This is a genomic window from Gordonia sp. NPDC003425 (assembly GCF_053588635.1).
Map to the genome: position 1 here is coordinate 129113 of NZ_JBSFQI010000007.1, position 26999 is coordinate 156111.

Sequence of the window (26999 nt, forward strand, 5' to 3'; positions counted from 1 at the left end):
AATCGTCTCGGGACGCTCAGCGGTAGGCCGGGAACTCCGGGCTCGAGACATTGAACTGCGATGCGTCGCGCGCCAACAGGTATCCCAGCGTTCGCGCCTTCTCGTCGCCACGCTGAGAGTCACCCCACACCACGGTGCGGTTGCGCGACAAGATCAACTCGATGTCGACCGGCGACGTGGCGCTCACCTTCACCACCTGCTCGGCGAGTTTCGGCGGTAGTCCGCCGACGACCTTCATCGCCGCGAGGGTGGTGGGGTCGGTCGGCCCCGGACTGCTCGTCACGAACTCCGGCAGCGCGCTGAACTCGCCGGGCAGCCCCTTGACGGGGTAACGCAGGTACGGCACGCCATTGCGGTCGAGTATGTGCACCGTGTCCCCGTCGATCACCCGGGCCACGGGCTGTCGTTCCACCACACTGATCGTCAGCGACGACGGGTACTCCCGCTGCACCCGCGCCGATTCGATGGACGGGATGGCGGCAACGCGCTGGGCCACCTCACGCGTGTCGACCTGCAGCAGCGGCGTGCCGTCGGGAACGCCGGCGGCGTGCAGGATCTCGGCACGACCGACGGCCTTGGTCCCGGCGATGTCGGTGCTCCGTACGGACATCAGCGGGGTGAAATAGGCGATCAGCGCGAGACCGACGATCACGATGACGACAGCGATCGTGCCCAGCAGCAGTCGCGGTCCACGGCCCACCTGGCCCCACCTCGTCATGATCCGGCCTCCGGGGTCACCTGCGCGGACTCGGCGTGGTCGCGCGCGGCGAGCGCGGCCAGGATCTCCGGACCCTGCATGGTGATGTCGCCGGCACCCAGGGTGAGGATGACGTCGCCGGGAGAGGCGAGATCGGCGACCACACCGGCCAGCGCGGAGAAATCGGGTACGAACGTGTGCGGCGAGGTGAGCCGATCGGCGATCGAACGCCCGCTCACCCCCGGGATCGGCTCCTCGCGCGCTCCGTACACATCGGCGACGACGACCTCGTCGGCGAGATCGAGGGCGGCCGCGAAGCGCTCGGCGAATTCTCTTGTGCGCGAGTACAAGTGGGGCTGGAAGACGGCGATCACCTTGCCCGGTGGGCGCGTTGCATCGGCGTGGCCCACCACACCGCGCGCGGCGGTGAGCACTGCGGCCACCTCGGTCGGGTGGTGGGCGTAATCGTCGAACACGTCGACATCACCCGCGCGCCCCTTGAATTCGAACCGGCGTCGAACACCGCCGAACGCCTCGATGCCCGCGATGACCTGCGCGAGGTCACCGCCAACTCGGACGGCGCCGACAATTGCACCTATAGCGTTGCGCGCCATGTGGATTCCGGGAAGCGTGAGATGCAGCACGTGCTCCTCGGCGGTCTCGACGAGCGGCGGCGCGAACCGAACCCGCACCTCTCCCCCGCCGTCGCTGGGCCTCCATTCGACCAGTGTGGCCGTGCCGAGCACACCGTCGATCACCACCTCGTCGGCGCCTTCGCCGTAACCGAGCACGGTGACACCGCGCGCCGCGAGACCCGCGGCACACCGCTGCGCCAGCGCACGCGCCCCCGGATCGTCCAGGCAGACCACCAGGGTCCCACCGGGCCGGATCCGCTCGGTGAACGCGTCGAACACTGCCACGTAGGCCTCGACGGTGCCGAAGAAGTCGAGGTGATCCACCTCGATGTTGGTGATGACGACGACATCGGGGCTGTACTCGAGCAGTGAGCCGTCGCTCTCGTCGGCCTCGGCGACGAAGACCTCGCCGCTGCCGTGATGGGCGTTGGTGCCCGACTCGTTGAGTTCACCCCCGATGGCGAACGACGGGTCGGAGCCGGCGTGTTGCAGCGCCACCACCGCCATCGACGTGGTGGACGTCTTGCCGTGGGTGCCGGCCACCAGCAACGTCCGGTACCCCGACATCAGGTCGGCGAGAACGTGCGGTCGCAGCAGGATGGGGATGCCGCGTGACCGTGCGGCGACGAGCTCGGGGTTGGTCTTGGGGATCGCGGCGTGTGTGGTGACCACCACCGACGGGCCGCCGGGAATCTGATCGAGGGCCGACGGATCGTGTCCCACCTGGATGCGTGCACCGCGGGTACGCAGCGCGAGGATGCCGCGGCTGTTCTTGGCGTCCGAACCCGACACCTGCCCGCCACGGGAGAGCAGGATGCGCGCGAGCCCCGACATCCCGGCACCACCGATCCCGACCATGTGCACCCGGCGGAGCTGCGTGGGCAGTTCCCGCACCCCGGGGCGGTCGTATTCTCCCGTCACACTGTCAATTGTCACCGGTCACCGGCCGATCCGGGGGAACGAAACGCCCGCGGCGGTCACGTCGTCGCGCCTCACGAGATCCCATCCCGGTGTTGCGCGGCCAGGTCGAGTGCGGCGCGTGCCACCGCATCGGCCGCATCGCGGTGCCCGGTACCTGCGGCAGCCGACGACATCAGCGCCAGACGGGCGGGGTCGGACAACAGGGCGGGTACTTCGCGCGCCACCCACTCGGCGGTCACCTCGTCGTTGTCGACGAGGATGCCGCCGCCGGCCTCCACGACCGGCAACGCATTGAGGCGCTGTTCACCGTTGCCGTGTGGCAGCGGAACGTAGATCGCCGGCAGCCCCGTCGCCGACACCTCGGCGACCGTCATCGCACCCGATCGGCACATCACCAGGTCGGCGGCCGCATATGCGAGATCCATCCGCTTGAGATATCCGACCGCCCGGTACGGCGGTGCGTCCGGCGGCGACACCGGGTCGATGGTGTTCTTGGGTCCGTACGCGTGCAGCACCCCGATGCCCGCCCGGCCGAGCGCGTCCGCCGCGCCGGCCACGGCCTCGTTGAGCCGCTGGGCGCCCTGGGAACCACCGAACACGAGCAACGTGGGGGCGTCCTCGTCGAGACCGAAGTAGTGCCGGGCCTTGGCGCGCAACTCGCCGCGGTCGAGTTCGGCGATGACGCCGCGCACCGGGATGCCCACCACCTCGGCACCTTCGAGTCCCGAACCGGGCACGGCCGCCATCACCACGTCGGCGAAGCGGGCACCCACCTTGTTCGCCACGCCCGCACTCGCGTTGGCCTCGTGGATCACGATCGGCAGCCGCCGCTTACCCCGCAGGTGGCCGCGCGCGGCGAGATAGGCGGGCATCGCGACGTAGCCCCCGAATCCGATCACGACGTCGGCGTCGACGGAGGCGAGGACCTTGCGGGTGGCCAGTACCGACCGCGTCAACCGGCCGGGCGTTCTGGCCAGCTCGACACCTGCTTTACGCGGGAGCGGCACGGGCGGGATCAGTGCGAGTTCGTAGCCGCGTTCGGGGACCAGGGTGGTCTCGAGGCCGCGGGTGGTGCCCAGGGCGGTGACCCGAGCGGTGGGGTCCAGCCGCCGCACGGCATCGGCCACCGCGAGTGCGGGTTCGATGTGACCGGCGGTGCCGCCGCCGGCGACCACCACCGACAGCTCCCGGTCGCGCTCACCGCTCTGTCCGTCGGCCGTGTCCTTGCGACCCGCAGCCATTCGACGCCTCAACTCCCGTTCATTCGATTCGACCGCGGCGCACGCGGTCCGACGTCACCGGCCGGCGCCACTCGACCGTCGCGTGGCTCCACCGGCGCGGGGGTAGGCACGTGACCGTCGGGACGCGGCGGTCGACGCCGCCGTCGCGGATCGCGACGTGGACGCGCTGCCCGAATAACCCACACGGTAGTCGACCCGCACTCCGCTGCTGCGCGGCGCCCGACGATGATCGGTGGGCGGTGTGGGCTCGCTCGCGGCGCCGAACATGCGCCGCCACCGTGGTGGATGTTGCGGCGGCGGTGTGGGCGCGGGCCGCCGCCGGAACGGGCGTGCGCCGGCTGCGGGCGTGCGGCCGCGGGCGTCGAGGCGGTCGCGCAGTTGCTCCGACCGCGTCGGCTGGTAGGCCACCGGGGTGGGCAGACGCAGGAGCCTGTTCATCCGTGCGGTGTTCCCGGTGGTCAGCGCCGCCACCGCCTCCGGTTCGTGCCGGGCGGCGTTGGCGAGCAGCCCCAGCATCGCCAACACCGTGAGCGTCGACGTTCCGCCCGCGGAGAGCAGTGGTAGCTGGATGCCGGTCACCGGCAGCAGGCCGATCACGTAGCCGATGTTGATGAACGCCTGCGCGGTGATCAACACGGTGATGGTCGAGGTCATCAGGCGCAGAAAGGGGTCGGTGGACCGGTGCGCGATGCGGAAACCGGCGAAGGCCAGCACCACGAACAAGAAGACCACCAGCAGCCCGCCGATGAGGCCGAGCTCCTCGCCGATGATCGCGAAGATGAAGTCGTTGTGCGCATTGGGCAGGTAGTTCCACTTGGCCCGGCTCTGTCCGAGCCCCACACCGAACACACCGCCGTTGGCCAGCGCATAGGTGGCCTGGCGCGCCTGGTAACCGGCGCCCTGCGGGTCGTTGACGCTTCCGAGGAAGCTCATCACCCGCTCGGACCGGTAGCTCTCGACCATCGCCAGGATCACCGCGATTGCGCCGCCGACCACCGCGAAGGTCGCGAACACCTTGACCGGCAGACCGGCGAACCACAGCAGCGCACCGATGATGATGGCGATCGTGATGGTGGTCGACAGATTCGGCTCAAGGATGATCAGCAGGCAGATCAGCATGCCCACCGGCACCAGCGGGATGAGCAGTTCTTTCAGCGATGCGTGCTCACGGCGCCGCGAGGCGAGCAGATGCGCTCCCCACACGCACAGCGCGACCTTCACCAACTCCGAGGGCTGCACCGACAGACCGTAGATCACGAACCAGCGCCGGGCGCCCTGCGACAGCGTGCCGATACCGGGGATGAGCACCAGTGCCAGCATCACGGTGGTGACGATCATCATCGGTGCGGCGGAACGGCGCAGCAGCCTCACGGGCAGGCGCAGTGTCAGATAGAAGACAGCCAGGCCCATCACCGCGAAGATCACCTGGGTGGCGAACAGGCCGTAGGCCGAGCCCTCCTTGGAGTAGCCCTCCACCGACGACGCGGAGAGCACCATGATCAGGCCGAAGGACGTCATCAGCAGAGCCATGGTGAGGATCAGGTGGTACGACGCCAGCGGTCGGCTCAACAGGCTGCGCACACCCTCGGCCACCGTCGCGGGCAGGCCGGTGAACGCGTGGGCGGGTGCCTGCTTGCGCTCGTCTGCCGCGGTCACGGCGTCCGCAGCCGCCCGGCCAGCGCCTGCGCGGCGTTCGCGAAGGCGTCCCCGCGGCGGCCGTACCCGCTGAACATGTCCAGGGAGGCGGCCGCGGGTGCCAGCAGGATGGCGTCGGGTCGGCCCGACCCTCCCGTGGCCAGCGTCCAGGCCTCGGCGACAGCGCGGTCCATCACCGCGGTCGCCGGATCGCCCGACACGACAGCGGATTGGCTCCGCGGCGAACCCACATCCGGGCCGATGGCGCAGTTTACGTTCACCCGGCCATCGTCCCCTGTGAATACTGTGACTGTTGGGACTTCTGGGGCGTGTCGCGCGATCGCTTCGACAATCTGGTCCCGATCCCGTCCGATGGCGACCACGCCGGCGAGCCGATCTGCGACCGCGGTGATCATCCCGTCGATCGACGCGCCCTTCAACAAGCCACCGGCGATCAGCACGACTCGCGCGTGCGCGGCGACGGCGGCTTGCGCCGCGTGCGGATTGGTGGCCTTCGAGTCGTCGACGAAGTCGATGCCGTCGATGTTCTCGACCACCTCGCCGCGGTGGCCGGCAGGTCGGAAACCGGTGAGCGCGGCACCCACCGCGTCGGCCTCCACACCGATGCCCAGGGCCAGGGCCGCGGCCGCCAGCGCGTCGGAGACACCCGACGGCCCGGCCGGATGGATCGACGCCGCCGAGACCAGCCGACGCCGCGGCGCGAACGCCCGATCCACCAGTTCGCCGTCGATCACCCCGAGTTCGCCGGGTTGCGGCTCGCCGAGCGTGAACCCGACCCGACGCCCGGGCACCGGCAGCCGTGACGCGACCCGATCGTCGAGCCCGACCACCCCGATCGTGCCGCGCAGCGCGATCTCCTTCGCCGCGGCATAGGCGGCGAACGAGCCGTGCCAGTCGAGGTGATCGTCGGCCACGTTGAGCACCACTCCGGCGTCCGGTGCGATCGAGGGAGCCCAGTACAGCTGGAAGGAGGACAGTTCGGCGCACAGGACGTCGATCCGCGTCGGCGTGCGCATCGCGTCGAGTACCGGGAGCCCGATGTTGCCGCAGGCGGCCGCCGACATCCCCGACGCCGTGACGATGTCGGTGAGCATCGACGTGGTGGTGGTCTTGCCGTTGGTCCCGGTCACCACCAGCCAGGTGCGCGGCGCTCCCAGCAGACCCGCGCGGTCCACACGCCAGGCCAGCTCCACCTCACCCCACACCGGGATCTCGTGTTCGCCCGCGGCCACCATCAGCGGGTGAGTGGGCGCAAAACCAGGAGAGGCGATGATCAGGTCGACGCTGGTGGCCCAGTTCTCGTCGGCGAGCACCGCATCGATCCCGATCCGACGTGCACCGTCGGCAGCAGGCGCGCCCGGCGCGCCCGCCCCGTCGACGTCTCCCGCGTAGCGGTCGTCGGCGACGGTGACCGCGGCACCGGCCTCCAGCAGATATGCCGCGGCCGAGCGACCGGCGGTGCCGCCACCGGCGACCACCACCCGCATGCCGGCCAGATCCAGTCGAGCGGGATTCGGGCTGCCGGAACCCGGTCCGGTCGCTTCGGTGGGCATCGCGCTACCCGTTGAACGCGAGGAACTCGCCGTAGAACAGCGAGAGCCCGAGTGCGCAGGCGATGGCGGTGAGCAACCAGAATCTGATGATCACGGTGGTCTCCGCCCACCCGCCCAGTTCGAAGTGGTGGTGGAACGGCGCCATGCGGAACACGCGTCGGCCGGTGGTGCGGAAGAAGGCGATCTGGATCACCACCGACATGATCTCGGCGACGAACAGTGCGCCGATGACCACCGCGAGCAGTTCGGTCCGCGTGGTGATCGACAGCCCGGCCAGCATTCCGCCGAGTGCCAGTGATCCGGTGTCACCCATGAAGATCTTCGCCGGGGCGGCGTTCCACCACAGGAACCCCAGGCACGCACCGCCACCCGCGACCGCGATCAGCGCCAGGTCCAGCGGGTCGCGGACGTGATAGCAGCCCTGAGGAATCGCGTTGGCGGGTTTGGCGCCGCCGGCGCACGCGTTGACGAACTGGAAGAACGCCACCAGCACATAGGAGCCGAGCACCATTGCCATCGACCCGGCGGCCAGCCCGTCGAGGCCATCGGTGAAGTTGACGGCGTTCGACCACGCCGCGACCACCAGCCAGCAGAAGATGACGAAGGCGAACGCACCCATCGAGATGGCGTCGATGTCGCGCACATACGACAGGTGGGTGCTGGCCGGTGTGTACCCCGATTCGTTGCGGAACTGCAGGACCAGAACACCGAACAGGATCGCGGCCACGAACTGCCCGATCGATTTGGCCGTCTTGTTCAGGCCCAGGTTGCGGTGTTTGCGGATCTTGATGAAATCGTCGAGAAAACCCACGATTCCCAGCGATGTGGCCAACCCGAGCACCAGCAGACCCGACGCGGTGGGCCCGTTGCCGGCGTCGAGGAAGACCCCGGCGATGTGTGAGCCGAAGTAGCCCGCCCACAGCGCGACGATGATCGCGACACCGCCCATCGACGGCGTGCCGCGTTTGGTCTGATGGCTCTGCGGGCCTTCGACGCGGATCTCCTGCCCGAAGCCCTGACGCGAGAACACACGGATCAACAGCGGCGTCAAGATGATCGACACCGCCACCGCGATGGCACCCGCTATGAGGATCTGGGTCACCGTACGGTCCCCCTCGGCTTCACTCGCTGCTCTCCTCGATGGTGATGTCGGCGGTCGGAATGGCTCCGGTGAGTCCCGTGGCCAGCGGGTCGATGCCCGCGATGAGCACAGTATCGCCCGGCATCGGGGTCCAGTCGTCGTCGCCCAGCACCGCCGCGATCTCGCCGGGGTCGGCCACGATCCGGACCTCGTCGCCCCACGAGCCTTCCATGACCGCGCCCTGATAGAGCGCACGCACGGCTCGCGAGTCGCCCACACAGAGCGTCTTGTCGACGGCCAGGCGCACTGCGAGGCGCCCGAGCCGGTCGTGTTCGACCACCCGCTCGTTCTCGCTGAGTCCCTCGGCGGTGAGGAGTTCACCGATGATGGCCCAGGTGCGCGCCGGCTCGTCGAGTCCGGCGGCACGGGACCGGGTCACCGATGCCCGCAGCATGGTGGAGGTGGCCGCCACGTCGGCGGGTGCCGGTACCACCAGAACGGTGACCGGCACATCCGGCTCAGTCACCGATCCGACCTCCGGCGAGATCGGTGGTGGTCGCGATCACCTGCGCGGCGACGAGCCGGTCGAGTTCCTCGGCCACCACATCGCGATCGTCGAACGGGTGCTTGACCGCGTCGATCTCCTGGCCCGCCTCGTGACCCTTGCCCGCGACGAGTACGACGTCTCCGGGCCGCGCCCAGGCCAGGGCTGCGGCGATCGCGGATCGTCGGTCGCCGATCTCGCGGATCTCGACGCCGGGTCGCCGGTCGGCCTCGGGAACCGTGCGGGCGCCTGTGAGCATCTCGGCGCGGATCGCCGCCGGATCCTCGGTGCGCGGATTGTCGTCGGTCACCACCACGAGATCGGCGCCACGGGCGGCCGCAGCGCCCATCAGGGGACGCTTGGCGCTGTCCCGGTCGCCACCGGCCCCGATGACCACCGCGATGCGGCCGCGCGCCTGGGCGGCGAGGGTGGCCAGAACGGCCTGCACCGCCCCCGGCTTGTGGGCATAGTCGACGATGGCGAGAAACTCCTGGCCACGCTCGATGCGCTGCAGCCTGCCGGGCACCGACACGTCGGTGATGGCTGCGGCCGACGTGTCGACCGCGGCACCGGCGGCAACGGCAATCGCGGTCGCCAGCAGCGCGTTGGCGACGTTGTAGCGGCCGGGTAACCGCACGGTGAGTTGGTGCGTCGCGCCTTCGGGATCGGTGATGGTGGTCTGCTGCGCGCCGTCGGCCGCCACGCGTGAGGGGCCCGCGTGCCAGTTCGCGGCGACGGCTCCGGTGGACACCGTGACCGGCGGCAGCGCGGCGGGCCCGGACTCACCGCGGGCCACCTCCGCCATGCGACCGCCCCATTCGTCGTCGACGCAGATCACCGACCGCACCGCGTGGATCGGTGAGGCCGGGGCGAACAATCGCGCCTTGGCATCGAAATAGGCAGCCATGGTGTGGTGGAAGTCGAGGTGGTCCTGGGACAGGTTGGTGAAGGCGCCCAGTGAGAAATGCGCGCCGTCCACCCGGCCCAGTGCCAGCGCGTGACTCGACACCTCCATCACCACCACATCCACGCCACGCTCGACCATTGCGGCGAGCAGCGCCTGCAGAGTGGGTGCCTCGGGGGTGGTCAGCGCACTGGGCTGCGCCACGCCGTCCACTCGTGTCTCGACGGTACCGATGAGCCCGACGGTGTGCCCGGCCGCCATCATGGCCGCCTCCACCATGTACGAGGTGGTGGTCTTACCGGACGTACCGGTGATGCCGATCAGCTTGAGGCGCTGCGACGGGTTGCCGTATACGCGGGCGCTGACCCCGCCGAGGATGGCGCGCGGATGTGCGTGCACCAGGACGGCGCACGACGATTCGGGCGGCAGCACCCGGGCCAGCTCGGCCCGTCCGGCCGCGTCGGTGAGCACCGCGGTGGCGCCGCGTGCGACCGCCTCCGCGGCGTAGCGGGCGCCGTGGGTGTGCGCACCGGGAAGCGCGGCGAACAGATCGCCGGAAACGATGTCCTGCGCGCGCAACGACACCCCGGACACCGTGGTGTCGGCGTCGGCGCTGCCGATCAGGTCCATCCGGGCGCCGGTGGCGGCCGAGAGCACCGACACCGGGGTCGGCGTGAGGTGGGCGGGTCTACCCGCGTCACGAGTGCGGCGATTCGACGTCATCGTCCGATCGTCTCCTCACTACTAACTGCGCTGGGACCGACGTGCTTCGTTGGGGTCCACTTGCTGCGCTCGGGTACGGCGCCCACGAGTGCGCATGCCTGGGCGGAACGCACTCACGATACCGGTCAGCGTCGAGCACACCCGTGGCCCCCGCGCGGCCACACTGCCGCGGCGGCTCGTTCAGCGCGCGTCGAGGGTCAGCCAAGGGGTGGGACGGGGCGAGAGCGGCACCTGATCCCGCTGCAACATCCACGATGCGATGGTGCCGAACAACGGGGCGGCGGATTGCCCGCCACTGCCGTCGGAGCTGCGCTTGGGGTTGTCCAACATGATGCCCACGACGTACCGCGGATTGTCGGCGGGTGCGATGCCGGCGAACGTGATGTTGTAGCTGGAGTTCGAGTAGCAACCGCAGGACGGATCGACCTGCTGCGCGGTACCGGTCTTGCCCGACATCTGGTACCCGGCGACGGCACCCTTGTAACCGGTGCCCGACTGGACGCCCATCGGATCCTCCTGGAACACCGCGCGGAACATGTCGCGGACGGTGTGTGCGGTCTGCGGAGAGACCACCCGAACCGGCGTCGGCCGGTCGGAGTCCTCGACGTCGTCGCCGTCGCGCTGCTCGGAGAGCAGGATGCGTGGCGGCACCCGCAGTCCGTCGTTGGCGATGGCCTGGTACATCCCGGTCATCTGCAGCAGTGTCATCGACAGACCCTGACCGATCGGCAGGTTCGCGAAGGAACCTCCCGACCACTGGCTCAGCGCGGGCACCTCGCCGGCGCTCTCGGCCGGCAGGCCGACGCCGGTTCGCTGGCCCAGTCCGAATCGGGTCACCATGTCGGCGAATCGCTGCTCACCGACCCGCCGTGCGAGCATCAGGGTGCCCACGTTGGAGGACTTTCCGAAGATGCCCGTCGTGGTGTAGGGCTCGACGCCGTGCGACCACGCGTCGTTCACCGTGACGCCGGCCATGTTGATGCTGCCCGGCACCCGGTGCACCTCGCCGGGGGTGGTGAGCCCGTACTCGATGGCCGCGGACGCGGTGACCACCTTGTTCACCGACCCGGGCTCGAACGGTGAGGTCACCGCTGGGTTACCCAGGTCGGCATCCTTTTGTTCGGCAAGCGGTTTCGATGCGTTGAAGGTGCCGTCGTTGGCCATCGCGAGAACTTCGCCCGTGCGCGCGTCGAGCACCACGGCCGACGCCGATTTGGCACCCGACGCCGCCTTGGCCTTGGTGACCTCGCTTTGCACAAACCACTGGATGTCGGAGTCGATGGTCAATCGCACCGTGGCACCGTTGATCGCCGGGTGCACGTTGCGGGTGCTGCCGGGGATCACCGCACCGTCGGAGCCGCGGTCGTAGGTCTTGGACCCGTCGGTTCCGGCGAGCGTCGAATCCAGGGACGCCTCGAGCCCGATGAGACCGTTGCCGTCGTAGTTGACGTCGCCGATCACGTTGGCGGCCAACGATCCTCCCGGGTAGAGGCGGATGGCCTGCGGGTCGGCTCCCACCTCGGGGTACTGGGCGATGATCCGCGCGGCCACTTCCGGACTCACCGAACGCACGAGATAGACGAACGTGTCGTCTCCAGTCATCTTCTTGTACAGATCATCGGAGCTGATCGATCCGCCGAGGGCGGATGAGACACCACCGGCGATCTCGTGCATCCGCTTGTCGACGTCGGGATACTCTGGATTCTTCTTGTGTTCGGCCTCGATCGACTTGCGAACGGCCTTGGGCAGGAAGGTGAGTGCGCGCGCTTCGTCGGTGTAGGCGAGGGGCCGTCCGTTGCGGTCGAGGATGGCTCCACGCTTGGCGGTGAGCACCTGGGTGTACTCGCGCTGCTGGGCGGCCTCCGCCGAAATCGACGATGCCTCGATGGTGTGGACGACGATCATCCGGGCCGCCACCGCGAGAACTGCGAGGAGGATGACGATTCCGGCTGCCCGGCTGCGGAAGTCGAATGTGTGGGTGCGCTTGCGTCCGCCACCGCCCCGGCCTCCCCCACCGGAACCGCGGCCGCCGGAACCGGTGGGGCCGCCGGGCTTGCCGCGTCCCGGTCGGGGTTCCGACGCGCCGGACCGGTCGCCGAGTCGCTGAAAACTGGCGCGTGTCATGGTTGTCAATTGTCCACCGCCCTAGCGGGCTGCCCCCGAATTTGTCCCCGGCGGGTTGCCATTCGTCGGCGCTTGTCCCGACGTCGCAGCCGGCGGTGCGACGTTCGGGTTGGGTGCGGCGGCCGGTCCCGGCGCGGGTGCGGTGGGGCCGGTGGGTGCCGGAGCATCGCCGTTGCCCTGCTGGCCGTTGCCCTGCTGGCCGCTGCCCTGCTGGCCGTTGTCTTGTTGGCCGCCGTCTTGTTGGCCGCCGTCTTGTTGGCCGCTGTTCTGGGGCGCGTTCGAGCTGCCGCCGAGGCCGAGTGAGTCGTCGATCTTGGTTTTGTCGATCTTGGTGGTCGGGTCGGGCTTGTCCTCGGGGTTGATGGTTCCCATCGGTTTACCCGCGGCGGGCTCGGGTGTGCCCTGCACCCGCGGACGCCCGTCGGCGCCCACCACCATGCGGGCCGGGTTCTGTGCCGGGATCATGCCCAGACGGCTTGCCTTGTCGGACAATTCGGGTGCCGAATCACCGGACTCGTAGCTGCGTTTGAGCGAATCGCGGCGATCCATGAGTGCCTGGTTCTCTTTTCGTTCCACTCCGAGGCGGTAGGAATCCTGCGCAGCCTTGGTCGAGAGCCACAGGCTCAGGCCGAGTCCGAGGACCAGCAACGCGAGCACCGGAACCACAAAGGGCACCGCGCGAATGCGCTGAACGATGCTGCGCCGCGATTGGCCGACGGCCACGCGCGGCGCCTCTCCGGCCCCGGGGTTCGCGGCGAGGCGGCTGCGTCGCCGGTCGATGGCGCGCTGAGCAGACCGCGAGCGGTTTGGGCGGTCGCTGTCGAGTCCCGACCTGCGGGTGCGAGGTGTCTGTTCGGGCGCCGTGTCGGCGGCGGTTCGGCGGTCGTCGAGCAACGTCATGATTGTCCCTTCTCGACACGTTCGATGGCGCGCACCCGTACCGGCGCCGACCGCGGGTTGGCGGCGAGTTCGTCCTCGTCGGCGCGTTGCGCGCCGCGGGTGACCAACGTGAACCGTGGCGCGGTGCCGGGCAGTTCGACGGGCAGCCCCCTCGGCGACGTCGACGTGGTGCGGGATGCGAACTCTCGCTTGACAATCCGGTCTTCGAGCGATTGATAGCTCATCACCACCGCGCGGCCGCCCACGTGCAGCGCGTCGAGCGCGGCGGGCAAGGCCAGTGCGAGAGCGTCGAGTTCATGGTTCACCTCGATGCGCAGCGCCTGGAAGGTGCGTTTGGCGGGGTGCCCGCCGGTGCGACGCGTCGCCGCGGGAATGGTGGCGTAGAGCAGTTCGACGAGCCGTCCGCTGGTGGTGAATGGCTCGGACTCCCGTTCACGCAGCACCGCCGAGGCGATCCGGCCGGCGAAACGCTCATCACCGTAATCGGCGAGGATGCGCGCGAGATCGCCGTGCGAATAGGTGTTGAGGATGTCGGCCGCGGTCACCTCGTCGTCGGGGTTCATCCGCATGTCCAGGGGCGCGTCCACGGCATAGGCGAAGCCGCGGTCGGGCCGATCCAACTGCATCGAGGAGACCCCGAGGTCGAACAGTGCGCCGTCGATTCCGTCGACACCCGCCTCGGCGAGCACCTCTGCGACCTGATCAAAACGAGCCTGGTGGAAGGAGACCCGACTTCCGAAGCGGGACAACCGGTCCGACGCAATGCGCAACGCCGACGCGTCGCGGTCGATGCCGATGACGCGGACCGCGGGGAACTCCGTGAGAATCAGTTCGGAGTGGCCGCCGGCGCCGAGGGTCGCGTCCACCACCACCGGTTCGTCGACGCCGTCCCGGGTGAGTGCGGGTGCGAGCAGGTCGATCACGGATCGGGCCATCACCGGGATGTGGCCGTACTCGCCCGAGCGGTGCTCGTCGTCGTACTGCGCGTTCACCGCCGTGGCCTCCCGATGATGCCGACGGCACGCGCGCGAGGGAAGCGGCCATCCGCAATTGTTTCGACGGTCCCGGTTGGAGCGGGGTCCCGGCCCGGTCACGCACCTGGCGTTGGGGAAGTACGCCAGGGTCGATCCGGGTCGGGGCCTCGATCCAACCGGAGCCCTGTTCACTGCTCGCTCGTCTCGGCTACAGGACCGCGTTGAGTGCGGCGGAGTTTGCTGCCGAGAAGTTCTCCTCGTGTTCGTTCTGGTAATCGCGCCATGCCTGCGCGTCCCAGATCTCGAGGTGGTCGAAACTGCCCACCACGACGCATTCCTTGGACAGTCCGGCGTACTTGCGGTGGTCGGCGGACAGGGTGATTCGTCCCTGCCCGTCCGGCCGCTGTTCGTCGGAGCTCGCGAAGAAGTACCGCTGGAACGCACGGGCCTCGGGATCGTTCCGCGATGCCTCGACGATCCGTTCGGCGATCGCGGTGAACTCCTCGGTGCGAAACACCGACAGGCTGTGGTCCTGTCCCTTCGTGACCATCACACCTCCTGCCAGTGCGTCGCGGAACTTCGCGGGCAGCGTGAGCCGCCCCTTGTCGTCCAACTTGGGCGTGTAGGTGCCGACAAAGCTCATGGCCGCCGATACCTCCCGCCCCTGGGTCAGGCGATCCGGTTCGTCTCACCCAGTGCTGCCACTGTACCCCACTTTCCACCACTTTCCACCCCAAACACCCCCGGAGCGGGCGTGTCGAGCGAATCGATGCAGCTAGAAGAGCAAAAACATGGTGGGGGAAACAGGCGCACGGATCACCGCGCCATCGCACAAACATGGATACAGGTGTGAAGAAAAGCAATGAGAGTGGCTATTGAGGGTGCTCCCGCTGACACCGTGGGGCAAAGTGGGGAGCCCAGAGGGACGAGTGGGCGACACGGTGGGACGGCGTGGGGAAAGGTGCGCGATCGACGATCGGAAACGTCAGAAAAGGCGAAAGCCGCACATCTGGTGATGTGCGGCTTTCGTGGTGGTCACCGGCCTGTCAGACCGGATCAGGTGTAATCAATCATTGCTGGTCGAAGCGGCGGTTGAAGCGCTCTTCCATTCGCTCGGTGAACTTGCGCTTGGGTGACGACGAACGGCCACCACCCTTGCCTGCGGTCGGACCGGCCTCGGGACGCTCCTTGCCACCTCCCCACAGGGCGAACAGGCCGGCACCGAACATGATGAGGAACCCGACGAGGCTGATGATCGGCAAGCTGCCGACGGTCAAACCCACCAGCGGGCCCACGATCAGCAGAACCAGTCCGACGACGAAGATCGCGGCCGCCTGTAAGCGACGACGCCCCGACGACCTGCCCAGCCGCCGACGCTTGACGCTCGACGCGAACTTGGGGTCTTCCGCGTACAGCGCGCTTTCGATCTGTTCGAGCATGCGCTGCTCGTGCTCCGAGAGTGGCACCGACCCTCCCTTACCTGTTACCGACGACACATCATCGAGAAGTGGCGCCGCGGACGCCCGTCCCGTGACATGTGTTCGCGGCCTCAGACCTCAATGATACGAGCAGAACGCAAGCACGACCACCATTACGTCTGCTTGTCATCCATCTCGCGTGAAAACCTGATCGAAAAGTCCCCATCAGGCGGAGCGTCCGATTCGATCGACGGCCTGATGGGCGAGTCGGCCCTGCTCATAGGCGATCAACTGATCCTCGACGGCAGCGAGAAAGGCGACGACCTCCCGCCGCAGCCGCGCCGCCGCGGCCGGGTCGATCGATCGGCGAATACCCGACTCGATCTCCATGCGGGTGCGGGAGAGGTCGGCGAACCGGGCCGCGAAGTCCGAGAGGGCCGGAACGGTGGCAGAAATGCGCGACCAGGCGTTTGCCGAGACACGCCGCACCGGCCGGCCCGGGGGTTCATAGATGGCCAGCGCCGCACCGGCCGCGCGCAACGCTGCAAGGTAGAACTGCCGGAATCGTTCAGGATCGTCGGGCACTGCATCGGCGTTGTCGAAGACCATTTGGGCCCGTTCGAGCAGATCACGCGAGCGACGCACCACGATGGGGTCGATCTCGGGCCGTGCAGCATGGCGCGCGGGCCCGCTCTCGCCCGATCCGTTCCTGCCCGATCTAGCCGTCTGCCGCATGCCGCCCCTCCTCTCCCATCCCAGAACGTCGCGTCCCATCTCAGAACGTCGCGCCGGTCCACGTCCGCGGATTGATCTGTGGTGCCGATGTGTCGGGTGGTGGGCCGGCGGCAGGCGCTTCCCTCGCCCGCCACCGGACCACTCATCGTTGTCGCGGGCGGCGATGAACAGCTTGCGGAGGCGCATTCCTCGAACACCCGTTCGACATATTCAATATAGCTAGTGCGGCCGTACTCTTCAAGAGGAAGAGCGCACCGAGCAGCCGCCGCATTCCCGAGCGCCGACACCGGGTCACCGGGCGCCGGCACCGAACGCAGACCGGCGAGGAAGGACGACGAGCGAGTTGGCCATTCGCCTCGTGCGCCTGACCGGGCAGGACACCCCGGTCTGGTTGGAGCCCGCGCTGCACATCTATGTGACTGCCATGGATTATCCGCGTGGCACCGAGCACCACCGTGCGTCGCTGTGGCGCGAGCACATCGCCCGACCCGGGTGGAGCGCCCTTGCCGCGCTGGCCGAACCTCCGGCCGACCGGCTGCTCACTCCCGATGCGTTGCGCCGTCGAGTGGGCCCGCCCGTCTCCCCGACCGGAGACGAGGTCATGGTCGGCATCGCCTACGGCTACCGTGGCTCCGACGACCAGTGGTGGAACCAGCAGCTCCGGACCGGGCTTCGTCAGGCCGGCCGGAGCCGTGCGGCGATCGACGATATCGCCACCGGCTACTTCGAGTTGACCGAACTGCATGTTCATCCCGACGCGCAGGGACGCGGAATCGGGCACGAACTGCTGACCGCGCTCCTCGCCGACCGCCCGGAAAACCACGTCCTGCTCTCCACACCGGAAATACCCGCCGAACGCAACCGTGCGTGGTCGCTGTACCGGCGGATGGGATTCGGTGACGTCCTGCGCAACTTCACGTTTTCCGGCGATCCCCGGCCCTTCGCCTTTCTCGGGCGCCGGCTGCCGCTGACGGCGCGACAACCGGTGCCCGAACGCACCTGGGCTCCCCATCCACCCCCGATGGCACGCTGAGGTCCGCGATGAGCCATCGATCCCCGCTGGACGCGGTTGTGGTGGGCGCCGGCCACAACGGCCTGATCGCCGCGGCATATCTTGCCGCGGCGGGGCGCACGGTCCGCGTGGTGGAACGTGACGTCGTCCCCGGCGGCGCCGTGTCGACGGTGGAACGGTTTCCCGGCTATCGCGTCGACCGCGGATCGTCGGCGCACCTGATGATCCGGCACTCCCCGATCCTCGACGAACTGGACCTGGGCGCCTACGGCCTGCGCTACATCGACTGCGATCCGTGGGCGTTCTGTCCCGCCACCGCGAAGGCACCCGCGCTGGTGTTCCGCACCGACCTCGACGAGACCTGTGCGTCGATCGCCGCCGCCTGCGGCGCAGCCGACGCCGATGCGTACCGGCGCTTCGTAGGTGTCTGGGCACCGCGCGCCCGGGCGGTGATGCGCTCGTTCTACGAGCCGGCCACCCTGGGCCGATTCGGTATGGCCTTCGCCGGACTCGGGCACACCGCAACCACCGCCCGCCCCGGGGCCGCGGTCGGCGCACGTGGCGGCCGGATGCTCTCGCTCACCCAGGAGCTGATGTCATCGGGTGACGCGCTGCTGGACCGATGGTTTGATTCCGAGCACCTCAAGGCTGCCCTGGCGTGGTTCGGTGCCCAGTCGGGACCGCCGATGACCGCGCCGGGAACCGCGCCGATGGTCGGCTTTGCCGCGCTGATGCACGACGTCCCGCCCGGCCGGGCAGTCGGCGGAAGCGGCGCCCTCACCGAGGCGCTGATACGGCGTCTCACCGCCGAGGGCGGGGAGCTCATCACGGGTGCGGGCGCGGAGTCGATCACCCGATGCGACGACCACTGGCGGGTCACCACCGGCGACGGCGGGTCGCACTGCGCACACCGGGTGGTGGCCGCCTGTCATGTCATGACCACTCTCGACCTGCTCGCCGCCGGTTCGGTGGTCGCTCCCGGCCTCGTCGACCGCTGGCGCCGCCAGATCGTCATCGGGAACGGGATCGGGATGGCGGTGCGCCTGGCCACCCGTGGCCTCCCCACCTACCGCGACCTGCCCGCCGGGTTGCCCGCCCATGGTGTGCACTCGGGCCTCGGACTGATGGTCACCGACCGCGCGCTCCTGCGGCGGGCAGAGGCCGCGGCCGCCGTCGGCGAACTGCCGCCGCGGCCGGCCTGCGTGACGATGAGCTTCTCCGCCATCGACCCCACGCTGGCACCCGCTGGCAAGCATCTGGTGACCATCTGGGCCCAGTGGCACCCGCGTCATCTCGCTCGGGGATCGTGGTCGGCGCGGCCGACCCGGCGACCGCGGCCATTCTCGACGAGATGGATCGCCACGCACCCGGCTTCAGCGACTCCGTCGAGCACCGCCATATCCAGACTCCGGCAGATCTCGAGTCCGAACTCGGCCTGATCGGCGGAAACATCATGCACGTCGAGATGAGCATCGACCAGATGTTCATGTATCGCCCCCACCCGGATCTGTCGGGACACTCGGTGCCCGGCGCCGACGGCATCCTGCTGGCCGGGGCATCGACGCATCCCGGCGGCGGCGTCACCGGGGCCAGCGGACGGATCGCGGCCGGACTGGCGCTCGGCCGACGCGCATTTCGGCGCGCCGTCACCGGAGGCTGACCGGCGGCCGGTACACGCGCGGGACCGGGATGCCCGAGGCCGCGGTGCGGGTCTGGCACCATGATCGGTGTGCAGCCGCCGATTCCGCGATCACTGACCCCGCTCGGTACCCCCGGCCACCTGTCGGGAGGTCCATCCGCACGGTCTGCCCGTACGCTGCGCGCCTCGACGGTGATCTCGATCGTCGCGCTGCTGATGGCGACGCCGCTGTTGTCGGGGTGCCTCACCCGGTCGACCACTGTCGGCGATCGGTTCGCGGGCACGGTCATCGTGGCCACCTCACCCGACAATCCGCGCGGCGCACCCAAACTCGACGTTCCCGAGTCCATGTCGGGCAACGTGTCCCTCACCGACTACCGGCAGGGGCCCGACGACGGTGACAAGAACGCAAACGGCAGTGGTGACACCAGCGGGAACACCGCGCAGTCGGCCCCGGCGCCACAACCGGGAACCACCGGACAGGGCGCCACCCTCGTGGGCACGAGGGCGACGTTCTCCGATCTCACCTCCGGACAGCTCAATCAGCTCGGCGACATCATCGCCAACTCGTTCGGCGATTCTGCGATGACGATGCAGCTCAACGCGAAGCGCAGCGGCGACGTGGTGCGCTTCCGCGGCACCGCCGACCTGAGTTCGCTGATTCCCGGGCGCGACTACGTGAAGCTCACGCTGGCGTTTGCCGGGCCGATCACGGCCACCAACGGCCAGCAGGATTCGGACACCTCCGTCACATGGACACCCGCGGCGGGCAAGGCCGCCGACTTCACCGCCGACGCAACCTACGCCGACCCGGCGACCGCGGCGTTCCCGGGATGGACGTGGCTCCTGGTGATCGTCTGTGTGATCGTGGTGGGCGCCGTGATCTACCTCGCCTACAACCAGCGTGACCGCACTCCGCGGCCGGGACGACCGCGGTCCGACGGCAGTGGCCGGTCACGCACCAACCCTCCCGCGGCGCCGAAATCGAACGGCGATGCCGAAGGACGACCGCCGACGGAGACCGCAACCCGCAGCGGCGCAGAAGGGGCCTGACCCTCCCCTCGGGCCGACGCTCAGCCGCGGACGGTCAGCGGCAATGCATCGGACGTGTCGACGCCGAGGCGCCCGAGCACCTCGCAGGTCGCCTTGGCGAAATTGAGGCTGCAGAAGTGCAGGCCCGGTACCCCCTCGGCGATCAGTCGCTGCGACATCTCGGTGGCCAGATCGATCCCGGTGGCACGCACCGCCGCCCGATCCTCCTCGGGTCCGTCGCCGGCTGCGGCCGACAGCCGCGCCTCCACCTGCGGTGGGATCACCGACCCCGACAGCTCGACCATCCTGCGCACGCTCGCCAGCGAGGTGATCGGCATGATCCCGGGGATGATCGGTTTGGCACCCTGCTCGGGATCTGCGGCCACCACCCGGTCACGCAGGCGTAGATAGAAATCGACGTCGAAGAACATCTGGGTGATGGAGTACTCGGCACCGGCCCGCAGCTTGTTGACCAGCGCACGGGTGTCGTGGTCGAGGTCCGGCGCGCGATGATGGCCTTCGGGGAACGACGCCACCCCCACGTGAAAGTCGCCCAGGACCTCGATCAGGCGCACCAGTTCCTCGGCATACGCAACGCCGTCGGGGTGCTTGACCCACTCGCCCAACGGGTCGCCGGGTGGGTCGCCGCGCAACGCGAGAATGTTGGAGATGCCCTGATCGGCGTAAGCGCCCACCAGCGACCGCAATTCGGCGATGCTGTGGTTGACCGCGGTCAGATGAGCAACCGGCAGCAGCGTGGTCTCGGCGGCGATCTGGCCGGTGATACGCACCGTGCGGTCGCGGGTCGATCCTCCGGCACCGTAGGTCAACGACACGAACGCCGGGTCGAGTCGCTCGAAGATCCGCACCGCACGCCACAGCCGGGCCTCGCCCTCGGCATCTCGTGGCGGAAAGAACTCGACCGAGAACGGCACCGGGCCGGCATGGGGCGCGGCGAGCCGCTCGACGACCGACGGCGCCGGGGAGGTTGCGTTCACCGGCCCAGTGTACGGGCTAGCCTGAACGAGTGACCTCGACCGTTCCCGCACCCACGTCGCTGTCGGAGGTACCCACCGCGGTCGAGGAGGTACTCAGGGGATTCCTGGATCCCGCGATCGCCACCGCGGACGCGATAGCGCCGGTGGTCGGTGACGCGACCCGGGTGGTCGCCGACTTCGTACTCAGCGGCGGCAAGAGGGTGCGGCCCACCTTCGCCTACGCCGGGTGGTTGTGCGGACGCTCCGCAGTGGCCGCCGCCCGAGGCGCCGCCGGCGCGACGGGGACCGGCGAGACAGAGCCCGATGAGGGAGCGGTCACCGACGCCGACGCGTTACGGGTCTGCGCCGCACTCGAACTCGTGCAGGCCTGCGCTCTGGTGCACGACGACATCATCGATCATTCCGACACCCGACGGGGCCGCCCCACCGTGCATCGCGTCTTCGAACGCCGCCACGCCGACGCCCAGTGGCACGGCGACGCCGCCGAACACGGTGTGGCCGCGGCGATCCTGGCGGGCGACCTGGCGCTGGCGTGGGCCGACGACCTCGTGCATGGGCACACGCCGTTCACCGCGGTTCCCGCCGGCCGCCCGGTGGGCACCGGGTCGACGCCGCGGGCGCTGCCGGCCCGGGTGGGGCTGACGTGGGCGGCGATGCGCACCGAGGTGCTCGCCGGACAATTCCTCGACATCGTCAACGAGGTCAGCGGTGACGAGTCGGTCGCGGCGGCCTATCGGGTGATGGAGTTCAAGACCGCCGCCTACACCGTTGCCCGTCCGCTCGAATTGGGCGCCACTCTCGCGGGCGCACCGGAGACGCTGATCGACGATCTGCGGTCGGTGGGGCGAGATCTGGGGTTGGCCTTTCAGCTGCGCGACGATCTGCTCGGCGTCTTCGGCGATCCGGAGCGTACCGGCAAGCCGTCCGGCGACGATCTGGTGGCGGGTAAGCGCACGGCACTGCTCGCCGTCGGCCTCACCCGCGCACAGGACACCGATCCCGGGTTGGCCGACGATCTGCGATCGGTGATCGGCACGGAACTCTCACCCGAGGAACTCTCGACCGCACGCGGCATCCTCGTCGACGTGGGCGCCGTGCACGAGGTGGAACGCGAAATCGACGCGCTGCTGGATTCGGCGGTGAACACGCTGCGCGGCACCGAGATCGGCGATGACATCCGCACGGAACTGATCGCGATGGCCCATCGGATCGCCCACCGCGATGCCTGAGCGCCGATGAGTAGCCCCGGATGAGTAGCAAGGTCCGGTTCGACCTCCGGCTCGGTGTGGTGGGCTCGATCCTGGTGTGCCTGGGCGGGTTCGGGGTCGCCGACATTCCCCGCAACCATCCCGTCCTCACCAACCTGGGACTGAGCTGGCTCACCTATGGGCACGGTAAGACGTTGTGCGGCATGGCCTTCTGGGCGGGCGTGGCGGCCATGGTGATCGCGTGGATTCGGCTGGGCCGTGCGTTGAACGCGTCGGGATGTACGGTCCCGGTGCGCTCCTTGCGTCGATGGGTGCTCGCCTGGTCGGCACCCCTGGCCGTGACTGTGCCCTTGTTCAGCCGTGACGTGTACGCCTACCTCGGCCAGGGCGCACTGTTCGTCACCGGCTTCAATCCCTACACCGACGGCCCGGCGCATCGTCCGGGACCGCTGGTGGATTCGATGGCCCAGGTGTGGGCCACCACCACTGCTCCGTACGGACCGCTGTTCGTCACGATCACCCGGGCGGTCAGCGCGCTCACCGGCGACCATGTGATCCTCGGCGTGCTGGCCATGCGGTTGGTGTTGCTGCCCGGATTGTTCCTGTCGCTGTGGGCGATTCCCCGCCTGGCCACCCACTTCGGCGCCTCCCCTCAGGCCGGGTTGTGGCTGGTGCTGTTCAACCCGATGGTGCTCATCCACCTGGTGGGCGGTCCGCACGTCGAGTTGCTGATGATGGGTGTGCTGGTCGCCGGGGTGACCCTGGTGGCCACCGGACGTCACGCAGCCGGACTGGTGGTGCTCGGCCTCGCGGTGTCGATCAAGATCACCGCCGGGATCGCGGTGCCGTTCATGGTGTGGATCTGGCTGGCGCATCTGAGGGCACGACGCGGGGTCGGTGCCCGCGACGTGGCCGGCGTGTTCGCCGCGGTGGCCGTCATCCCGTTGGCCGTGTTCGCCGCGTGTACGGCCGTCACCGGACTCGGGTTGGGCTGGCTGACCGGACTGGGCTGGGCGGATCGCATCATCAACTGGTTCACGCTGCCCACGCTGATCGGCCATCTGGTGACCTTGGTGGCGGCTCCGTTCGTCGCGCTGAATCTGCAGCCGGTGCTGTCGGTCACCCGAATGGTGGGTCAGGTGGTGCTCGCCGTGATCCTGGTGTGTTTGTGGTGGCGTTCCCGGCCCACCGAGCGTGCCGCGATGGCCGGCCTGTGCTGGGCGATGCTGGCGGTTCTGGTGCTCGAACCATCCACGCTGCCCTGGTATTACACGTGGCTGTTGTGCGTCGTGGTGGCGTTCACGCTGCCCGCGCGGGCGCGGGCGGTGGTGGTCGCGGTGTCGGTGTTCATGTTGATCGTGTTCCAGCCCGACGATTCGATCCTGTTCTACAAGCTTCCCGAGACGCTGCTCGCGCTCACGCTGGCCGGGGTGGCCGCCTGGGCATCACTCAGACCAGACCCGCTGAGGGTGGGTGTACTGGCCCGACGGGCCTGGGGCTGACCGCGCGGGCCGATACACTCATGCGGTGGGTGCTTCACCGGGACAGGCCGAACCGATCAGTGTCACCGTCCGCAGCCGGCCGTTCACCTGCCTCGCGTGCGGCGAGGGTACGAAGTTCTGGGTGCGGGAGATGACCCTGGAGCGCCGGCGTGATGCGTACCCCGACTCGCATATCTGGGAGGCGACGTCGCGGTCGGCCACCTGCAACACGTGCGGGTACGTGCACATCTTCCGCACCAAGACCGCCTGAGCAGGGGTCAGCCTGAGCAGCGGTCAGAACGCCTGCGCCTGCGCGCGGCGGATCACCTCACGCGCCGCATGCGTGTGCAGCGCGTCGGCCGGGGTCAGCGCGAGATCGTCCTGCTGGGTGAACAACCACGCCATCACCTCGTCGCGGGTGTAGCCGCCGTCGAGGAGTACCTCGACGAGTCCGGTGAAGTGTTTCGCGATGCCCGCGTCGTCGAAGAAGACGCACGGGATGGCGGGTTGTCCGCCGCGGGACACGGCGAGCAGATGATGATCCCGGATGAGGTTGCGAACGCGATTCGTCGACACCCCCAACCGGTCGGCGACCTCATCGACGGTGAATGTCTCGACAGCGGCGGCGAGGGTGTCCGGCGAGAGCGGAAGTGAACTCACCCGCCCGAGATTACCGGTTCGCCCGCGGCGGGGCAGCCACAATTCCCCAGCACGGTTGCGGGGAACACGAAGGGGGTGCCGCCACGACGGCACGCAGCCGGTGACAACGTTCTCTACCGCCTCGCGGGTAGATTCGTCTCTCGTGAACAGCCCCGTCGATGTTCTGCTCGGGTCGATCCTCGAGGATCGGTACCGCATCGACGCGCCCATCGCCCGCGGCGGGATGTCGGCGGTCTACCTGGCACTCGACCTGCGGCTGGGTCGGGACGTGGCGGTGAAGGTGATGGACGCCCGGTACTCCGGCGACCCACAGTTCTTGCAGCGCTTCGAATTCGAGGCCAGGGCGGTCGCCGGGCTCAAGCATGCGGGCCTGGTTGCGGTCTACGACCAGGGCATCGACCACGGCACCGCATTCCTGGTGATGGAACTCGTCGAGGGCGGCAGTCTGCGCGAGCTGCTGCGCGAACGGGGACCGATGCCACCGCACGCGGTGGTCGCCGTCGCCGACCCGGTGCTCGGTGGACTGGGAACCGCCCACGCGGCGGGCCTCGTGCACCGCGACGTCAAGCCGGAGAACGTGCTCATCTCGGACTCCGGGGAGGTCAAGGTCGCCGACTTCGGGCTCGTGCGGGCGGTGGCCGAAGCGGGTGTCACCTCGGCCAGCGTCATCCTCGGTACCGCCGCGTATCTCTCCCCCGAGCAAGTCGAGTCCACGCATGCCGACGCCCGCAGCGACGTGTATTCGATGGGCGTGATGATGTTCGAGATGCTCACCGGGCGAACGCCTTTCCACGGCGACTCACCGCTGGGCCTGGCCTATCAGCGCCTCACCTACGACGTCCCCGCGCCGGGAGATGTGATCGACGGGGTGCCCGCGGAGTTCGACGAGGTGATCCTGCGGGCCACCGAACGCCGACCCGCAGATCGCTACGCCGACGGTTTCGAGATGCGCGACGCCCTGCTCGAGGTGGCCGATCTGCTCGATCTGCCGCCGTTCACGGTGCCCGCGCCCCGGCGCTCCGCCGAACGGGACACGATGGCGCGGGTACGGGCAGCGCATGCCGCGGTTCCGGCGCAACCGCACGGAACGCGGGTGGTGTCGACGCCCGCAGGACCCCCGCGCACCGCGTCCGATGTTCCGCCGCGCCCGGAATCCGTTGTGCGGGCACAACCGTCGGCGCACATCGTGGACGAGTCATCGGCGTCCGAGGTGACCGGCGGCCGCGTGCAGGTGCTGGTGTGGCTGGTGATCGTACTGCTGGTGGCAGCCGGTGCCGGTGGCGCGGGTTGGTGGGCCGGCGCTCTTCTGATCAGGTGGGCGCTCGGCTGACGGGATCAATCGCCCCCGCCGAAGGCGGAATCAACCACCCCGGCCGGAGGCGGGATCAACCGCCCCCGCCGAAGGCGGGATCAACCACGCAGCATCTCGGCCACCAGGAACGCCAGTTCCAGTGACTGCTGGGTGTTCAGCCGGGGATCGCAGGCGGTCTCGTAGCGGCCGGCGAGGTCGAGGTCGGAGATGTCCTGTGCCCCGCCGAGACATTCGGTGACGTTCTCGCCGGTGAGCTCGATGTGGATGCCGCCGGGATGGGTGCCCAGCGCGCGATGGACCTCGAAGAATCCCTGTACCTCGTCGACGATGCGGTCGAAGTCTCGCGTCTTGAAACCCGACGGCGACGAGTGGGTGTTGCCGTGCATGGGGTCGGATTGCCAGATCACCTTGTGGCCGGTGGCCTCCACGGCCGAGACGATGCCGGGCAGTACCTCGCGCACCTTCTGCTGACCCATGCGGGCGATGAGTGTCAACCGGCCCGGTTCGTTGTGGGGGTCGAGGCGCTGCACATACTCGACGGCCTGCTCCGGGGTGGTGGTGGGTCCGATCTTGACGCCGATGGGGTTGCGCACGAGTTCGGCGAACGCGATGTGGGCGCCGTCGAGCTGCCGGGTGCGTTCACCGATCCAAAGGAAGTGCGCCGACAGGTCGTAGAGCACCTTCCGGTCCTCATCGGGGCCCGCGGACGACCGCGGACCGACCGGTGGATTCGCGTTGGTGCGGGGATCGGCGGCCAGACGCAGCATCGCGCGCTCGTAGTCGAGTACGAGGGCTTCGTGTGAGGCGAAGATCGCCGCCGAGGCCAGGCTCGAGTCGGTGACGCCGCACGCGTCCATGAATCGCAGTCCGCGGTCGATCTCCGCCGCGAGCGCCTCGTAGCGGGCACCGGCGGGTGAAATGCGCACGAACTCGCGGTTCCAGTCGTGGACGCGGCGTAAATCGGCCTCCGAGCTGGTCAGTGCGCGCACCAGGTTCATCGCGGCGGCGGCGTTCGCATACGCGCGCACCAATCGCGAGGGATCGTGCGCGCGCACCGCCTCTTCGGCGGGAAAACCGTTCACCATGTCGCCGCGGTAGGACGGCAGTCCCAGTGCATCGATGTCGGCCGAGCGCGGCTTGGCGTACTGTCCGGCGATCCGGGCCACCTTGACCACCGGCATGCTCGCGCCGTAGGTGAGCACCACCGCCATCTGCAGCAGGGTTCGGATGTTGCCCTTGATGTGCGGTTCGGTGTTGTCGGCGAATGTCTCCGCACAATCACCGCCCTGCAGCAGGAACGCCCGGCCCTCGGCGACGTCGGCGAGTTGCGTCGACAGCGCCTCGACCTCGGCGGGCATGCAGATGGGCGGCACACTCTCGAGCACCGTGCGCATCTTGCGGGCTTCCTCGGCCGGCCAGCTCGGTTGCTGCAAGGCCGGACGGCTCATCGCATCGACGAATCGTTGCTCGAGGTCACCGGGCAGCGGGGGCAGGGTGGGCAGCTCGTCGATCGGAACGTCCACGGTCCAGTTCGTCACCACCAGACCAGGG

General features: G+C 69.0%; 23 protein-coding genes and 1 pseudogene. 7 read left to right on the forward strand and 17 right to left on the reverse strand.

What is annotated here, in order from left to right; translation table 11 throughout:
- Positions 1-16: 16 nt before the first annotated feature.
- The 14 genes from ACWDTD_RS10925 to ACWDTD_RS10990 form a co-directional block, all read right to left on the reverse strand.
- The gene (locus ACWDTD_RS10925) at positions 17-718 is read right to left on the reverse strand and encodes a cell division protein FtsQ/DivIB (RefSeq protein ID WP_449747122.1); all 702 of its coding nucleotides are present in this window, start codon (positions 716-718) and stop codon (positions 17-19) included.
- Entirely contained in the window at positions 715-2253 is a 1539-nt protein-coding gene (murC, locus tag ACWDTD_RS10930; protein ID WP_449747123.1) for a UDP-N-acetylmuramate--L-alanine ligase, read from the reverse strand. The genes ACWDTD_RS10925 and murC overlap by 4 nt, the downstream gene beginning before the upstream one ends.
- Positions 2254-2324: 71 nt before the next feature.
- Positions 2325-3494, reverse strand: a complete 1170-nt coding sequence (gene murG, locus ACWDTD_RS10935) for an undecaprenyldiphospho-muramoylpentapeptide beta-N-acetylglucosaminyltransferase (protein ID WP_449747124.1) — start codon at positions 3492-3494, stop codon at positions 2325-2327.
- A gap of 54 nt (positions 3495-3548) precedes the next feature.
- Entirely contained in the window at positions 3549-5150 is a 1602-nt protein-coding gene (ftsW, locus tag ACWDTD_RS10940) for a putative lipid II flippase FtsW (protein ID WP_449747125.1), read from the reverse strand.
- A complete protein-coding gene (gene murD / locus ACWDTD_RS10945; RefSeq protein ID WP_449747126.1) occupies positions 5147-6703 on the reverse strand; it encodes a UDP-N-acetylmuramoyl-L-alanine--D-glutamate ligase in 1557 nt (518 codons plus the stop codon). Before murD ends, ftsW begins: the two co-directional genes overlap by 4 nt.
- 4 nt (positions 6704-6707) lie before the next feature.
- Entirely contained in the window at positions 6708-7805 is a 1098-nt protein-coding gene (mraY, locus tag ACWDTD_RS10950) for a phospho-N-acetylmuramoyl-pentapeptide-transferase (protein ID WP_449747127.1), read from the reverse strand.
- A gap of 19 nt (positions 7806-7824) precedes the next feature.
- Positions 7825-8310 (reverse strand): UDP-N-acetylmuramoyl-tripeptide--D-alanyl-D-alanine ligase, encoded by a 486-nt coding sequence (locus ACWDTD_RS10955; RefSeq protein WP_449747128.1) that lies wholly within the window; start codon positions 8308-8310, stop codon positions 7825-7827.
- Entirely contained in the window at positions 8303-9955 is a 1653-nt protein-coding gene (locus tag ACWDTD_RS10960; RefSeq protein WP_449747129.1) for a UDP-N-acetylmuramoyl-L-alanyl-D-glutamate--2,6-diaminopimelate ligase, read from the reverse strand. Before ACWDTD_RS10960 ends, ACWDTD_RS10955 begins: the two co-directional genes overlap by 8 nt.
- A gap of 180 nt (positions 9956-10135) precedes the next feature.
- Positions 10136-12079, reverse strand: coding sequence for a peptidoglycan D,D-transpeptidase FtsI family protein (locus ACWDTD_RS10965; protein ID WP_449747130.1), 1944 nt, complete (start codon positions 12077-12079; stop codon positions 10136-10138).
- 21 nt (positions 12080-12100) lie between these two features.
- Positions 12101-12979: a hypothetical protein gene (locus ACWDTD_RS10970; protein ID WP_449747131.1), complete on the reverse strand. Its 879-nt coding sequence runs from the start codon at positions 12977-12979 to the stop codon at positions 12101-12103.
- Positions 12976-13914, reverse strand: coding sequence for a 16S rRNA (cytosine(1402)-N(4))-methyltransferase RsmH (gene rsmH / locus ACWDTD_RS10975; RefSeq protein ID WP_449747245.1), 939 nt, complete (start codon positions 13912-13914; stop codon positions 12976-12978). The genes ACWDTD_RS10970 and rsmH overlap by 4 nt, the downstream gene beginning before the upstream one ends.
- 247 nt (positions 13915-14161) lie before the next feature.
- The gene (gene mraZ / locus ACWDTD_RS10980) at positions 14162-14596 is read right to left on the reverse strand and encodes a division/cell wall cluster transcriptional repressor MraZ (RefSeq protein ID WP_449747132.1); all 435 of its coding nucleotides are present in this window, start codon (positions 14594-14596) and stop codon (positions 14162-14164) included.
- Between the two features lie 427 nt (positions 14597-15023).
- Positions 15024-15419, reverse strand: a complete 396-nt coding sequence (locus ACWDTD_RS10985) for a DUF3040 domain-containing protein (protein WP_449747133.1) — start codon at positions 15417-15419, stop codon at positions 15024-15026.
- A 177-nt stretch (positions 15420-15596) separates the two neighbouring features.
- Positions 15597-16106, reverse strand: a complete 510-nt coding sequence (locus tag ACWDTD_RS10990; protein ID WP_449747134.1) for an SAV_6107 family HEPN domain-containing protein — start codon at positions 16104-16106, stop codon at positions 15597-15599.
- A 343-nt stretch (positions 16107-16449) separates the two neighbouring features.
- On the opposite strand from ACWDTD_RS10990, the gene ACWDTD_RS10995 reads away from it, so the two are divergent.
- The 3 genes and pseudogenes from ACWDTD_RS10995 (at position 16450) to ACWDTD_RS11005 (ending at position 19810) form a co-directional block, all read left to right on the forward strand.
- Positions 16450-17139, forward strand: a complete 690-nt coding sequence (locus ACWDTD_RS10995) for a GNAT family N-acetyltransferase (protein ID WP_449747135.1) — start codon at positions 16450-16452, stop codon at positions 17137-17139.
- Positions 17140-17147: 8 nt separating this feature from the next.
- Positions 17148-18778 (forward strand): annotated as a pseudogene (locus ACWDTD_RS11000) (phytoene desaturase family protein).
- A 60-nt stretch (positions 18779-18838) separates the two neighbouring features.
- A complete protein-coding gene (locus ACWDTD_RS11005) occupies positions 18839-19810 on the forward strand; it encodes an LppM family (lipo)protein (protein ID WP_449747136.1) in 972 nt (323 codons plus the stop codon).
- Between the two features lie 20 nt (positions 19811-19830).
- Here ACWDTD_RS11005 and ACWDTD_RS11010 read toward each other — a convergent pair whose 3' ends face one another.
- Positions 19831-20787: a methylenetetrahydrofolate reductase gene (locus ACWDTD_RS11010; RefSeq protein WP_449747137.1), complete on the reverse strand. Its 957-nt coding sequence runs from the start codon at positions 20785-20787 to the stop codon at positions 19831-19833.
- Between the two features lie 29 nt (positions 20788-20816).
- Here ACWDTD_RS11010 and ACWDTD_RS11015 point away from each other — a divergent pair, with 29 nt between their 5' ends.
- The 3 genes from ACWDTD_RS11015 to ACWDTD_RS11025 are packed head-to-tail and all read left to right on the forward strand — an operon-like array spanning position 20817 to position 23747.
- The gene (locus tag ACWDTD_RS11015; protein WP_449747138.1) at positions 20817-22016 is read left to right on the forward strand and encodes a polyprenyl synthetase family protein; all 1200 of its coding nucleotides are present in this window, start codon (positions 20817-20819) and stop codon (positions 22014-22016) included.
- 20 nt (positions 22017-22036) lie between these two features.
- Entirely contained in the window at positions 22037-23497 is a 1461-nt protein-coding gene (locus ACWDTD_RS11020) for an alpha-(1->6)-mannopyranosyltransferase A (protein ID WP_449747139.1), read from the forward strand.
- Between the two features lie 25 nt (positions 23498-23522).
- Entirely contained in the window at positions 23523-23747 is a 225-nt protein-coding gene (locus ACWDTD_RS11025) for a hypothetical protein (RefSeq protein WP_449747140.1), read from the forward strand.
- Between the two features lie 23 nt (positions 23748-23770).
- Here ACWDTD_RS11025 and ACWDTD_RS11030 read toward each other — a convergent pair whose 3' ends face one another.
- Complete coding sequence (locus tag ACWDTD_RS11030) at positions 23771-24136, reverse strand: Rv2175c family DNA-binding protein (RefSeq protein WP_449747141.1); 366 nt, start codon at positions 24134-24136, stop codon at positions 23771-23773.
- A 142-nt stretch (positions 24137-24278) separates the two neighbouring features.
- Here ACWDTD_RS11030 and ACWDTD_RS11035 point away from each other — a divergent pair, with 142 nt between their 5' ends.
- Entirely contained in the window at positions 24279-25466 is a 1188-nt protein-coding gene (locus ACWDTD_RS11035; protein ID WP_449747142.1) for a protein kinase domain-containing protein, read from the forward strand.
- Between the two features lie 80 nt (positions 25467-25546).
- Here ACWDTD_RS11035 and ACWDTD_RS11040 read toward each other — a convergent pair whose 3' ends face one another.
- The gene (locus ACWDTD_RS11040) at positions 25547-26986 is read right to left on the reverse strand and encodes a class II 3-deoxy-7-phosphoheptulonate synthase (protein WP_449747246.1); all 1440 of its coding nucleotides are present in this window, start codon (positions 26984-26986) and stop codon (positions 25547-25549) included.
- Positions 26987-26999 lie beyond the last annotated feature (13 nt).